9 protein-coding genes and 1 pseudogene are annotated in these 14252 nt (G+C 36.2%); 9 read left to right on the forward strand and 1 reads right to left on the reverse strand.

Annotation, left to right across the window (positions count from 1 at the left end; translation table 11 throughout):
* The first annotated feature begins 92 nt into the window (after nucleotides 1-92).
* The 7 genes and pseudogenes from QJV49_RS11985 to QJV49_RS12015 all read left to right on the forward strand — a co-directional run bounded on the left by QJV49_RS11985 (nucleotide 93) and on the right by QJV49_RS12015 (nucleotide 7644).
* The gene (locus QJV49_RS11985) at nucleotides 93-1010 is read left to right on the forward strand and encodes an ABC transporter ATP-binding protein (RefSeq protein WP_010905586.1); all 918 of its coding nucleotides are present in this window, start codon (nucleotides 93-95) and stop codon (nucleotides 1008-1010) included.
* Complete coding sequence (locus QJV49_RS11990; RefSeq protein ID WP_225513097.1) at nucleotides 1007-2509, forward strand: ABC transporter permease/substrate-binding protein; 1503 nt, start codon at nucleotides 1007-1009, stop codon at nucleotides 2507-2509. The genes QJV49_RS11985 and QJV49_RS11990 overlap by 4 nt, the downstream gene beginning before the upstream one ends.
* A gap of 261 nt (nucleotides 2510-2770) precedes the next feature.
* Complete coding sequence (locus QJV49_RS11995; protein ID WP_281449138.1) at nucleotides 2771-5134, forward strand: cell wall anchor protein; 2364 nt, start codon at nucleotides 2771-2773, stop codon at nucleotides 5132-5134.
* A 1-nt stretch (nucleotide 5135) separates the two neighbouring features.
* Nucleotides 5136-5642: a hypothetical protein gene (locus tag QJV49_RS12000; RefSeq protein WP_225512258.1), complete on the forward strand. Its 507-nt coding sequence runs from the start codon at nucleotides 5136-5138 to the stop codon at nucleotides 5640-5642.
* 39 nt (nucleotides 5643-5681) lie between these two features.
* Nucleotides 5682-6533, forward strand: a pseudogene (locus QJV49_RS12005) (cell wall anchor protein); the annotation flags it as partial.
* Between the two features lies 1 nt (nucleotide 6534).
* Nucleotides 6535-7062, forward strand: coding sequence for a hypothetical protein (locus QJV49_RS12010; RefSeq protein ID WP_225512257.1), 528 nt, complete (start codon nucleotides 6535-6537; stop codon nucleotides 7060-7062).
* Nucleotides 7063-7644, forward strand: a complete 582-nt coding sequence (locus QJV49_RS12015; protein ID WP_225512256.1) for a DNA repair protein — start codon at nucleotides 7063-7065, stop codon at nucleotides 7642-7644.
* Nucleotides 7645-7696: 52 nt separating this feature from the next.
* Here QJV49_RS12015 and QJV49_RS12020 read toward each other — a convergent pair whose 3' ends face one another.
* A complete protein-coding gene (locus QJV49_RS12020; protein ID WP_225512255.1) occupies nucleotides 7697-9745 on the reverse strand; it encodes a heavy metal translocating P-type ATPase in 2049 nt (682 codons plus the stop codon).
* Between the two features lie 197 nt (nucleotides 9746-9942).
* Between QJV49_RS12020 and QJV49_RS12025 the strand changes: the two genes are divergently transcribed.
* On the forward strand, nucleotides 9943-13188 hold the full coding sequence (locus QJV49_RS12025; RefSeq protein WP_225512254.1) for a KxYKxGKxW signal peptide domain-containing protein: 3246 nt from the start codon (nucleotides 9943-9945) through the stop codon (nucleotides 13186-13188).
* Nucleotides 13189-13339: 151 nt separating this feature from the next.
* Complete coding sequence (locus tag QJV49_RS12030) at nucleotides 13340-14194, forward strand: bifunctional methylenetetrahydrofolate dehydrogenase/methenyltetrahydrofolate cyclohydrolase (RefSeq protein WP_225512253.1); 855 nt, start codon at nucleotides 13340-13342, stop codon at nucleotides 14192-14194.
* The last annotated feature ends 58 nt before the right edge of the window (nucleotides 14195-14252 follow it).

Genomic DNA, 14252 nt, shown 5'->3' on the forward strand with positions numbered 1-14252 from the left:
AGAAAAAATAAGTTACGGCAGAATAAAATTTTTACTGACAGACTTTATTTTTAAGCTGTCAGTAAATTTTACTGATAGAAATGAGGACATTCATGATTGAATTCCAGAATGTGTCCAAGGCTTTTGCTAACAAAAAAATTCTTGATCATGCTAATTTTACAATTAAAGACCAAGAGTTTTTTGTATTGGTAGGGCCGAGTGGAAGTGGGAAAACGACCACGTTGAAAATGATTAATCAATTAGTCACTCACAGTGAAGGAAAAATATTAATCAATAATGAAGAAATATCAACAGCAAATTTACGAAAATTGCGTTTATCTGTGGGCTATGTGCTGCAACAAATTGCACTCTTTCCTAATTTGACTGTTTCAGAAAATATTGCTTTAATTCCTGAAATGAAGGGATGGGATAAAGCAAAAATTGCTGACAGAACCAATGAATTACTCGATTTAGTTGGTTTGAACCCTAAAGATTACGCTCAACGTCAACCTAGTGAATTATCAGGTGGTGAGCAACAGAGGGTAGGAATTTTACGAGCCATTGCCGCAAATCCCAAAATTGTCTTAATGGATGAACCTTTTTCAGCACTTGACCCAATTTCACGACGTCAGTTACAAATATTTATCAAAGACTTACAGAAAAAAATGAATTTAACAGTGGTCTTTGTAACACATGACTTAGATGAAGCACTCTATTTAGCTGACAGAGTCGCTGTAATGAATGATGGATTAATCCAACAAATAGCTGAACCCGCAGATATCTATCAACATCCGGCAAATGATTTTGTTAAAACATTTTTTAAAGAATACCGTCAGAATTTATCAACGGTTTCTGTTGAAAATTTATTACTGACAGAGCTGTCAGTAAATCCAGAAGCGCAAGAAGTTGCTGACAATACAGCTATTTCGGAAATAATTAATCGTCTTTCTGATAAGGAAGTTTTAAAATACAAGGGCAAGTCGATTTCCTCAGATGATATTATATGCTATATCGCAGGAGGTGACAAATGAATCAGTTAATTTCAACTTTTCAAAGTCAGCAAGGACAATTTTGGCAGGCGCTTTTAGAACATATCCAGATTTCACTAATTTCTATTTTTATTGCGATTCTGATTTCGATTCCTTTAGCTTTATTGCTACGACGTCTTCCGAAAATTGCTGAACCAGTTTTGCAAGTCACAGGAATTTTTCAAACCATACCTAGTTTGGCGCTGCTAGGACTCTTGATTCCATTCATCGGAATCGGAAGTTTACCAGCAATTGTCGCCCTTGTTGTCTATGCGATTTTCCCCATTGTTCAAAATACTTATACTGGTTTAGAGCAAATTGAACCTTCTTTAATCGAAGCTGCAACAGCATTTGGGATGAATCGAAGAGAAAGATTGATGAAATTTGAGCTTTCATTAGCGATGCCTTTTATCATGGCAGGAATTCGGACGAGTACAGTTATGGTCATTGGTACCGCAACACTAGCTGCTTTGATTGGTGCTGGGGGCTTGGGAAACTTTATTCTGCTCGGAATCAATATGAATGATGTTTCATTGATTTTAATTGGAGCAATTTCTTCAGCACTTTTAGCGATTATTTTCAGTAGTCTTTTAAAATTTTTAGAAAAAGCCAAGATAAAAACAATTCTCATCAGTTTTTTCATCGGCTTACTCGTTCTTGGAGGCTCTTATTATCGACCTCAAACTTCTAATCATCCACAAATTACAATTGCTGGTAAGTTGGGAGCGGAACCTGATGTTTTGATTAACATGTATAAACTGATGATTGAAAAAGATAGTAACATTCGCGTGAACTTAAAATCTAATTTTGGTGATACGACTTTCTTATATAATGCCTTGAAAGCAGGAAAAATTGATTTATATCCTGAATTCACAGGAACCATTACTTCAACATTTTTGAAAGCTCCAGTGAGTTCAACTGATCCAAATGTCGTTTGGCAAAAGGCAGAAGAAGGAATAAAAAAACTTAACCAATTTACATATCTGTCTCCAATGAAATTTCAAGATACCTATGCAATTGCCGTCAAATCTGATTTTGCTAAAGAGCATCACCTCACCAAAATTTCTGATTTAGCGAATGTTTCAGGCTTAACTGCAGGCTTTGACGTTGAGTTTGCTAATCGTTCAGATGGAAATATTGGTTTGAAAAAACTTTATGGACTTGATTTAAATGTAAAAACTATGCAAAATAGTTTAATTTATAAAGCACTAAATTCTGGTGCTGTGAATGTCGCTGAGGTTTACTCTACTGATAGTCAAATTAAACAATATAATCTCACTGTCCTGAAAGATGATAAAAATCTTTTCCCACCTTACCAAGCAGCACCATTGATGAAAGAAAGTTTATTAAAAAAATATCCTGAACTCAAAAAGATTCTCAATAAACTGTCAGGAAAAATTACTGACCAAGAGATGATTGAGATGAATTATGACGTTAATGTCAAACAAGAAGATGCTGGAAAAGTAGCAGAAAGATATTTAAAATCTAAAGGATTGATTTAAAAGAAAAAGTCATTTTATAATGGCTTTTTTTGTTTTAGATGATAAGAAAATGTAAAAGCGCGTGTAAAGGTGCAAGAATATGAGGTTTTGGTGCTTTAGTGAAATAGTAGCCTATCATTTTGGTAGGCTTTTTTGTATTCTAAAAGTCTTGTTTTTAAATTAAGTTAAAATAATTACTTTATTTTTACTAAAGTTTCTAATTAAGCGTATAATGTTAAATAATCAGAAAACAAAAAATATTCACTAAAAGGAGGTTTTGCATTGGAAAATCAGAACAAGCAATTTCAGATGAAGTCACCAAGTAAATTTTGGTTACTTAGCACTGGAATTCTTTTAAGTTTGTTAGTGACTAGTCTGCCTTTAGCAGTAAAGGCTGATGAATATTTGGCCGTTACCCCACCAAGTCAAACTGAAGCTGTCACCAATACAACTTTAAATTCTTCTCTTGCCGTGTCTGATTCGACAACCGAAGAAGATACAGGAAGTTCACAGGCAGAAATGCAAACTAAAGCGGCGACCTCGCAACCTTCACAGGCGAGCACAGCCCCAAGTGCCAGTTCAGTTTCATCATCTTCAACCAGTTCGGCTCAGACTTCAAGTGTAGAAACAAGCTCTAATTCTTCAGAGGTTTCAGCTTCGTTGAGTTCAAAACTCCCAAGTGTTCCCCTTGATCCATCAAAAGCAAACGTCACAATTGCTTCAAGCCTGTCGGCGAGCGGAACAATCATAAGTCCTGCTCTCACAAATGGTTCAATTGCCAGCCAAGCCAATGGTCAAGACCCTGTAATAAGCACTATTGAAGCAACCGGTTCAGTCGCCAATGATATTACAGGACCAGCCACGCTAGATGGTATCAATATTACAATCAAGGCTAATAATCTTGTGCCAAATAACTTTTTAACGCCTGATGGTCTTCATTGGTCGGCAAATACAGAGGTTATTCCAATCACAGGTCAGGTAACAGGTCAAATCAGTACTGAAAACTTTGGACAAACGGATGGCCCGACCATACCTGCGACCACTTATACTATGAATGCAGGAGATTCTGGCCGAATTACTAATGTTGGAAGGACCCTAGCCGGAACCAATCTAGATTTGATCTACAAAGTCATTTCAACAGATGAATCAAGCTGGCAAGCCCCCGCAGAAAGTACGTCTGACTGTCCGATTGGATTGGCTTTTACAGGCGAGCAAAATATCGCTAACTCCGACGGAAACTCGATTGTCTCCCTCTACTACGGGGCAAATAATGTCAACCTCAATTATCAAATCGTCGTACATCATACGAATTTTCAAATCCCTGTCCTCGCCTCATTTATCACAACGGATATTGATATGGCACAAGGAGTCAAGACCAATCTTGCCAACCTTTTAACGGTCATTCCAAAGACCACTAATCTTGCGACCGATTCAAGTGGTGTTATTTATGATACGACAAGCCCTGATACGGATTTGAATGGTCAAGCTAGTCTGCCTTATGGCGGTTATCTGGGTGCCGGTTTCCTGTCAAATTTTGACTATGATTTTTACAGCCCAGCACCTGCTCGTAGTGGAAATTCTTATCAATATTCGCAAGGGGTTCGCTATGACCTCTTTGGTTCAGCGCTTCAAGCACATTTAACGACACAAGTCAGGGATATTGTCTATCTTAACTATTATGATGCGGATGAAAACAATCAGCTTATCGTTCCCCAACATCAATTTATCTGGTTTCCAAATGTTTCTTGGAATGTTCCAGCCAGTAAATTCCCACATTATGCTTATGGACAAGAAAGTCAACACAGAAATGGGAACACAATAATAGTTGGTGATTATTATCACATCCAAAGTACCGTCACTTATGATTACTATGGTATGGACGGGGTTTATCTCGGTCAAGAATCCACCACGGGACTTTATAACAAACCTTATTCGGTCAATGTGCCTTATCAATTTGGCAATTACTATATTGAGGGCAATACGACGCGGTCTGGACTTTATCCGAAAACTGATGAAACGCTAAACGTTTACTACAAATATGTTCCACCAATCGTTTATTATAATACAAGCAATCCTTATGCGACGACTTATTATGCCAATGGTTATGAATATGTGCCAAATTATATTCCACCTGTGATTTATTATGCGTCAACTTATGATGATTATATTGGTGGATATAGCTATTACGGAGGCAATTCTTATTCTGGTGGGAATGGTTATTCATCAGGAGGAGGATATAGTAATTCTAGTGGTGCTTACTATCCGACTTATGTTCCACAATCTGCCTATTATACTAAAGAAGGTCAGCTTGTAGCAGAAGATAGGGAATATGATGGAGCTAGTACATACTCACTACCAAAAACTGCGAATGAGAGTGCGGCTTGGGCGCCGGCACTAGGTTTTGGACTAGTAGCTGCTGGAGATTCGGCAGAAACCATAGAAGTACCACCGGTAGCAATTGTACTGGGAGGGGTTGCTCTTGTATCTTTAGTAGTTGCAGGAGGAATTTGGTTATTTAGTGAGCATACTAAGAATGCTCGACCATCAACAAAAAATAAACATGAAAATCCAAGACCAGGGCGTGATAGCACGAAAAATCGCTCGAAGAAGGATTTTAAATCTCGATCTAATAAGAGGAGAAAATAAAATGAATAATAATCTTGAAGAAATATATACGCAAAGTAACAGTAACGATAAATCTTTTTATGTTGGAAAATTCTTAAAAGAAAATTCAATGTTTTCTATTTTTGAATTAGTTGATTCACAGGGACGTTATGAAAGTATCACATTTATAAAAACAACTTCAATTATTAAAAGAATACCAAGTTCAGATTACTTAGATTATATTAGTAGTTTTAGCAATCTTTTGGGGGATAATTATGATTCATTCCATCTTTCTATGCTTCAAGATATGAAAGAATGGGGAGGAAAATTGACGGTATTACAATTTTCGGATAGTGATTTTTTAGATTTGTATGAAATTTTAAGCGTAAATTCTGAAACTATAAAATTAAAAGGGCTTAAGACTCCACTCTTCTCCACAAATAATGGTGTAATAGAAACCTCAATAAAAAAAATATTAGCTATGGAATTTAATTCATTGGAATTGAAATTGCTGAAAGAAAAATTAGACAAGGAAAGTAATGATTCATAATTAACTGTCCGTTAGTTGTTTGCATTTTATATATTAAGAAACACAATAATAGTCGATGATTATTATCATATCCAAAGTACCGTCACTTATGATTACTATGGTACGGACGGTACCTATCTAGGACAACAATCAATCACGGGGCTTTATAACAAACCTTATTCGGTCAATGTCCCTTATAACTTTGGTAATTACTACATCGAAGGAAGCACCACGCAGTCAGGGACTTATCCAAAACATGATGAAATACTTGATGTGTACTACAAATATGTGCCACCGATTGTTTACTATAACACGGGCAATCCTTATGCGACGACTTATTATGCCAATGGTTATGAATATGTGCCGAATTACATTGCGCCTGTGGTTTATTATGCACCAACTTATGGCTATTACGGTGGAGGCACTTCTTACTCTGGTGGTTATGGTTATTCATCAGGAGGAGGATATAGTAATTCTAGTGGAGCTTACTATCCAAATTACGTGCCACAATCTGCTTATTATTCTAAAGAAGCTCAACTTGTAGCAGAAGAAAATTATTATAGTGGAGCCAGCACATACTCACTGCCAAAAACCGGGAATAAGGGTGCAGCTTGGGCACCAGCACTAGGTTTTGGACTATTTACAGCCGAAGATGCGGGAGAAAGTATAGAAGTGCCACCTGTAGCGATTGGACTTGGAGTCGTTGCTCTTGTATCTTTAGTAGTTGCAGGAGGAATTTGGTTATTTAGTGATAGAGAAGGTCCTATAAATAAACCAAATAGAAAGAAGCAAGGAAGGGAACTAAATGAAGAAAAGAAAAATGATCCAAAGTGGAAGGGGAATCCCAACAAAAATTCTAACCGAGCAATGAAAAAACATACACCAAGTAAGAAACATAACGGAGGAAAATAAGATGTTTGAGCCAAAACTATGGATTAAACCAACAAGCACAAAGTGGCTTGTTAAAGAAATATCTCAATATTTGGATTGGATAATAAAAAAAGGAATTTTTGATGGAGAAATGAATATCTTTCTTACAAATGCTAAATTTGTTTATGATTCCAGTGCTAGAAAACGAGAGGGGAACTTTTTCGGACCTTTTGATAAATCAATTATTCCGTCACTTTATTTTCCGCTTGGAGATATTTTTAGGACAATATCTCGTAGAGGAAAAGAAAATGCGGTCTGTGATTGGCTACAATATTTAACGCTCTTTCTCTATGATTATGTAGATTGGCAAGAAGATAGGGAGTTCAATAGTGAATTAAACAATGACTTAGCAGATAAAATGATTTATGAATATATAGATTTTAAAAAAATCAGCTTTGAATCACAGGATAGGAGAAAAAGAGAAAAAAGAAAGCGGGCAAAAATAAGGGTAAGAAGAAAGAAAAAAAGAAGACACATGAAAAGAATGGGAAAGGAGTTTCAAAAAAAATGAATGAAGGATAGAAAAAATGAGAAAATGGCGTACAATGATAGCCCAGAAAATTTAGACGATATATTTTTAATCAAAGATAAAAATAAACCTAAAGCAAATAATGAAAGGAGCAGTGAAGAAAAAGCAAGGGAAACCAATCAAATTGTGGATAATCTTAAAAAGATGCAAGGTCCTGGAAAGAGATGGAACGAAGAACAGAAGAATGAAGTTCACTATGAAAGAAATGGACTCGTTAGATTTGAAAGCCTTACTAAACAAAAGCCAAGAAAAATTAAAAGAGGAAAAAGCTATCAAGTGTTTATGGAAAATATAGATATTTATCTTGATTCTAATGAGGTTAGATTAGAAATAAAAAAACTGCTTCAAGATACTAAAGATTATTTACTTCAAGGAGTCTTTGATGTTTTTGATGCTAATCGTTATCTTAGAGGTAATATTTATTTTCTAGTTCATCAAGGGAGTCAATTAAATGATTATGAACGAAAGATTCTAAAATCATTTAAAAATAAACCATATTTAAAAAATATCATTACAATCATTAGTATTTGTGTGATATCATACTTAATCTTTAAGTATATTTAAGTGATAAAAGTTTCATAATTAGTATGAAAAAAATAGAAGAGCATGTGCTCTTCTATTTTTTATCATACCTCAATCCCATCGCGTTGATTGATACAATCACGGTTGAGATTGACATCAGGACTGCTGCAATGAGAGGGTCAATATAAATCCCTGTAAATGGATAAAGAATACCCGCTGCAACAGGAATAGCAATAATGTTATAGCCTGCTCCAAACCAGAGGTTTTGTTTCATTTTTCTAAGCATGCGTTTGGAGATATTAATCATATCCAAGACGTCACTTGGATTGGAGTTAACTAGGACGACATCAGCGGTACTGATAGCAACCGAAGTTCCTGCTCCAATCGCAAAACCAATCGTAGCAGTTGCAAGAGCTGGGGAATCATTGACACCATCACCAATGAAAAGCACGCCGGCTTTCTTTTGGTACTCTTTCACAATTTCTGCTTTATCTTCAGGTTTTAATTCCGCTCTAAATTCGGGAATATTTAGTGCACTAGCAATTTTTTGAGCAGTTTCTTTATTATCACCCGTGAGCATAACAGGGGTAATTCCTTGGGCTAATAAACCATTAATAAAGGCTTTCGCGTCTGCTTTAGGAGAATCTCCTAAGGCAATAAATCCTAAAACATCTTGTTGTTCATTGATTAGGAAAGATACAGTTAAACCTAAATCTAAATATTGAGCAATCTTTTTTTCATCATAAGAAAGTTGATTTTCACGAAGATATTTATAGTTAACAATTTGATAAAAGTTTTGATTAACTTGCCCTTTAATCCCAACTCCTGGAATATTTTCAACCGCTTCAACTTTTAGAGTTTCAAGAGGTTTAGCAGCTGAAACGATTGATTGAGCAATCGGGTGAGTGGAACTTCCTTCAAGTGCTGCCATGATTTGGAGAATGTCTGTTTCATCAGTAAAATCAATAACATTACGAACAATAAACTTACCGTCAGTTAATGTTCCCGTTTTATCCATTAAGGCATATTTAATTGTATTTATTTTTTCTAGAGAAGTTCTGTTTTGAATTAATAAACCATTTTTAGCAGAAATACTGGTTAGGCGAGAAACAACAAGTGGAACCGCTAGACCTAAAGCGTGTGGACAGGCAATTACAAAAACAGAAACCGCAAGAAGTAGAGCAAAACTAAAGTTAGAACTAATTGTCCAAAAAACTAATGAAAAGATACCAACAATAAGTGCAGCATAGAAGAGGTAACCAGCCACTCTGTCTGCCATATTTTCCAAATTAGATTTTTGAGCTTGGGCTTTCTTGACTAATTCGGCCACTTGATTGAGAAATGAATCTTTTCCAAGGGTTGTGACTTTCATCTCAAATGGTTGGTTTTGATTGAGGGAGCCACCATAAACATGGTCATTCGTTTTTTTATTGACTGCTCGGCTTTCACCAGTAATCATTGATTCATCAACGAGCGCATCACTTAATATAAGGCCATCTGCAGGAATTTTTTCATTTTCTTTCACTAAAAGTAAATCGCCAACTTTTAGTTCTGAAAGCTCCACATCCTTACCACTTTTTAAATGAGCTTTTTTGGGTACAAGGCTTGCTAAATCTTTCAATGCATCGCCAGCACCCATGATTGCTTTCATCTCAATGAGGTGACCAATCAACATAATGACAATTAAAGTTGCCAGTTCAAACCAAAAGTTCATACCCATATGTCCATTAAGACTCATGATTGTGGCGTAAACAGAATAAGCATAAGCAACGGTAATTCCCATTGTGATCAGCATCATCATGGCTGGCTTACGGCTTTTTAATTCACCTTTTGCTCCGCTAAAAAAAGGAGTCCCAGAGTAAAAGAAGATAATTGTACCAAGGACGAGCTGCAAAATTTCACTACCGGGAAATTTAAGTATAGTAAAGCCAGCGATTGGTGAAATGAGTAGAAGCGGAATCATTAGAATGATAGCAACTTTGAGCTTTTTACTCATATCACCCATATGCATCATGTGTCCTCCATGATTCATCATATCCATATCATGCATATTATCCATATTGTGCATGTCATGCATCTCATGGTTTTCGTGCTCCATATTCATCATTTCATCGTGATTAGATAAATGAGTTTTATTTGACATATTTTCCTCCTAAATGAATGCTTTGAGTTATCTATATACAGTTTACAATTGTAAACTGTCGAAGTCAAGGAAAAAAGCTGTATTCTATAAATGTTACAAAATAATAACTAAAGGGTTTCTTTTGTGACTTGAATATGATATTATGATATATATTCATACCGATACTCTATAAAAAAGGATCGGCAAGGAGAGAACAAATGAAAAAAATACGACCAGTAGTGACTACTGTTACTTCCAAATCTCATTTTCGAACTTGGAAATCAGGGAAAAGTTGGTTATTCACTACTTCAGCATTAGCTTTAATTATTGTTTCCGGAAGGATTACTGATCAAAATGTGAAAGCAGACACAGCAGTTGAAAGTAATCAGCAAATTAGTGGTATTACTGAGGTAATCAGTTATTCAGCACTAGCTTTATCGACAAATAGTGATGCAGCTGCTAGTCAAAATCAAGTTGCTTATGAACAGGCTAGTGACCAAAGTTCTAATAATTCACTGGCTAACACAGTAGGAACTGATACTGAGGGAATAACTTCAAATGTGTCAGATAGTAGCAACTCAATTAATGAAAGCCAAAATACGACAAGTACAGCAGTTATTCAAAGTCCTACGAACAGTATCGTATCGCTCGCAGATTCAAGTTCATCAAATGATAGCAATTCTATTTTAAGTTCTTCTAATGATGCAGAAAGCGTCGATTCGGCAGTGAGCTCTCAAAGTTCAACAAGTTCATCAGTAGTTTTAAGTGAAAGTTCAGCAATTGCTAGTGGTATTGTATCAACTTCTCAAAGTTTGGAAATGAATCTTGCGGAAAATAGTATGGCTAATGCTTCAAGTGCTGCTGTCGCTTCTTTTACAGCTATTCTAGCGACTAATTCATCTATGGTGCCAATGCTTACTCAGGTGCTAGCTGCAGCTGCACCTGCTAAAACAAGTAATTCAGTCATTCTTAATACAACACTCGGAGATCTTGTAAATCAAGCAATTTCTACAGTAGGAATTAGTGGTTTAACAAATATTTTAAACACACTTACTGAACTTAACATTCCAGGAATGAGTACAGCTTCCGGTACTTTAAGTACAATTGGACAAATTGTTGATGTAGTAGGAAACCTTCAAGAAGCAGCTGCTAATCCTGGAGCTTTTCTATTAAATGGAATGAAATCAGCAGGTTTAGATGTTAGCCAAATTCCATTAGTTGGTGGGCAGATTGTGGCGGCATTTAATGCTATCCCATCAATGAGCCCTGCTGCAATGCTTACTTTTCTTGAAAATCCAACGATTCCAGGACTTTCAAGTATTCCAGGGGCAAATCTAGTGTTAAGCCCAGTACTTAGTACAATAAGTACTGTAACAAGTGGGATTGTTAATCAACTTAATACCACAACTTCCAATGCCTTGGGTGGTGTTAATTTTGATTTAGACACACTTGTATCCCTTCAAGGAAATGATCTTGTCAACTACTTGGCTGGTTTAGTTGTTAATTCAACGATTAATCGAGTAGGTCAAATTGCTTGGAGTCAATTATCTCCAACTATTAGTAATATTCCTCTTGTAGGTACTACAGTTAATAATGTTTTAAGCCCAATATTAAATAATCTTACTGGAGCATCTTTGGGTGAAGTTGCGAATTTAACGGGAGTTTCCAGCCTTCTTGACCAAGTAAATAATAGTTTGGGTAATCTTACAAGCCTTGGTTCAACAGCCTTAGCCACGATTGAGAACACGGTTCAAAATAGTCTAAACTCACTTGGTAATCTTCCTGCTGGTGCTTCGGATATTCTTAACCAAGTGCTCGATCAGTTGCAAAATGCGATCAATAATATTGTTGAAAGTGCGACGGGGATTGTAAATAATTTACCAGGTCTTGGAGCTATCGAAAATGGTCTTTCGAACACTATTAGTCAAATACAAAATAATATTAATAATTTCGTTAATAATGCACTTAATGGAATAACGACAATTATCAATTCTTTAACTCCAAGTGTTGGTGCTTCAACAGTTAATCCAAATTCTAGTGCTAATAGTAGCCAATCAAGCAGTAGTGCCAGTTCTTCATCAAGTCCAGCTAGTAGTTCAACTTCATCTTCAAATGTATCAAGCAACACGAGTTCTAATTCTAGTGAAGCAAATACTTCAAGTTCGACTTCTAATGCTTCAAGTTCAAGCTCAGAAGGTTCAAGTACTTCAAGTTCAAATTCCAGTGAAGGTAGTGTCACAAGTTCATCCTCGGTAGATTCAAGTCAAACAAGTTCTGCTGGATCAAATAGTTCAAATTCAAACTCAGAAGGTTCAAGCATTTCGAGTTCAAATTCCAGCTCAGAAGATTCGAGTGCTTCAAGTTCAAATTCCAGTGAAAGTAGTATTGTCAGTTCCTCTTCGATAGACTCAATTCAAACAAGTTCTGCTGGAGTAAATAGCTCAAGTTCAAACTCAGAGGGTTCAAGTGTTTCAACCTTAAATTCAAGCGAAAGTAGTACTGCCAGTTCCTCTTCGATAGACTCAAGTCAAACAAGTTCTGCTGGAGTAAGTAGTTCAAGTTCAAGCTCAGAAGATTCGAGTGCTTCAAGTTCAAATTCCAGCGAAAGTAGTATTGCCAGTTCATCTTCGGTAGACTCAAGTCAGTCAAGTTCAGCTGGAGTAAATGGCTCAAGTTCAAACTCAGAGGGTTCGAGTGTTTCAAGCTTAAATTCAAGCGAAAGTAGTACTGCCAGTTCCTCTTCGATAGACTCAATTCAAACAAGTTCAGCTGGAGTAAATAGTTCAAGCTCAAGCTCAGAAGATTCGAGTGCTTCAAGTTCAAGCGTTTCGAGTTCAAATTCTAGTGAAAGTAGTGTTGCCAGTTCATCTTCGGTAGACTCAAGTCAATCGAGTTCAGCTGGAGTAAATGGCTCAAGTTCAAGCTCAGAAGGTTCAAGTGCTTCAAGCTTAAGTTTAAGCGAAGGTAGTATCACAAGTTCTGGTGGGACAAGTGATTCAAATTCAAACACTGGTCAAACTAGTACTACAAGTTCATCTTCTGAAAATTCAAGTAATTCGAGTCTGAGTTCAAATGAATCAAGTAGTGCAAGTTTGACTTCATCTGAGTCAAGTGGTTCAACAACATCTTCAAGTATGTTGACTAATTCAAATCTACAATCTAATGATAAAAATGGCTCAAGTCTAACTTCTAATAGTTCGTATACTTCAGAAATGAAACTAAATAACTTGAGTGACTCCAATATACTTTCGAATGGAGCAAAAGTTTCGACTTTAATTTCCAATGTATCAGGTAGTCCAAGTTCATTAAGCGCAACGAGCTTTAAACTTGTACCAACTGTAACGAAAGAAGAGCTCCCCAAAACAGGTGCTGATGACGATTTAAGTTTAGTATTAGCAGAATTGGGATTAGGCTTAGTGGCAACGTTAACTATTGGAAAAGTTAAATATAAAAAAAGGTTTTGAGTAGTGTATTTTGATTAAGGACTTCTTTTCTTTGGAAAGAAGTTTCTTTTTAATTTTTCTTTAATAAAATTTACGAACAATTTAAAATAAAGAGAGGAAAAATAATTTTGATGATTAGAAGTTGAATGTTAGCTTATGATATAATAGTTCTATGAACTTGATAGATGGAAAAGCTCTTGCTGCTAAAATGCAAGCTGAATTGAAAGTTAAAGTCGATAAATTAAAAGAAGCGGACAATGTTCCAGGTCTTGCCGTTATTCTTGTGGGCGAAGATCCTGCGAGTCAAATTTATGTCCGAAATAAAGCACGACAAGCCACAGCAATTGGTTTAAATTCTAGTGTGGTTCGTCTACCAGAAACAGTGTCAGAACAAGAACTGTTAGATTTAATTGAACAGTATAATCAGTCGGAACAATGGCATGGTATTTTGGTACAATTGCCATTGCCAGAACATATTTCTGAAGAAAAAGTTTTACTAGCGATTGATCCAGAAAAAGATGTGGATGGTTTTCACCCAATGAATATGGGGCGTTTGTGGTCTGGAAATCCTTTGATGATTCCTTCAACTCCAGCCGGCATTATGGAAATGTTCCGTGAATATAACGTGGAACTTTCTGGTAAACGTGCAGTTGTGATTGGTCGGTCAAATATCGTCGGCAAACCAATGGCGCAATTATTAATGATGGCTGATGCTACTGTGACAATTGCTCATTCAAAAACAGAAAACTTGCGCGAATTGACTAAGGACGCTGATGTTTTGGTGGTTGCTATTGGCCGTGACCGGATGATTAAAGCTGAGGATGTCAAAGAAGGTGCTGTTGTAATTGATGTTGGGATGAACCGTGATGAAAATGGAAAACTTCATGGTGATGTTGATTTTGATGAAGTAAAAGATGTTGCAAGTTTGATTACCCCTGTACCTGGTGGAGTTGGTCCGATGACGATTACAATGCTCATGGAACAGACAGTTCGTGCAGCAAGTAGAAAAATGAATGAAAATAAATAGTTAATTTATAAAAGAGTAACTAAGTTTATAGCAATTTCTAAGAACTTATTTTTAAGTT

It is taken from the genome of Lactococcus sp. NH2-7C, from assembly GCF_029953655.1.
In the GTDB taxonomy this organism is placed as follows: Bacteria; Bacillota; Bacilli; order Lactobacillales; family Streptococcaceae; genus Lactococcus; species Lactococcus lactis.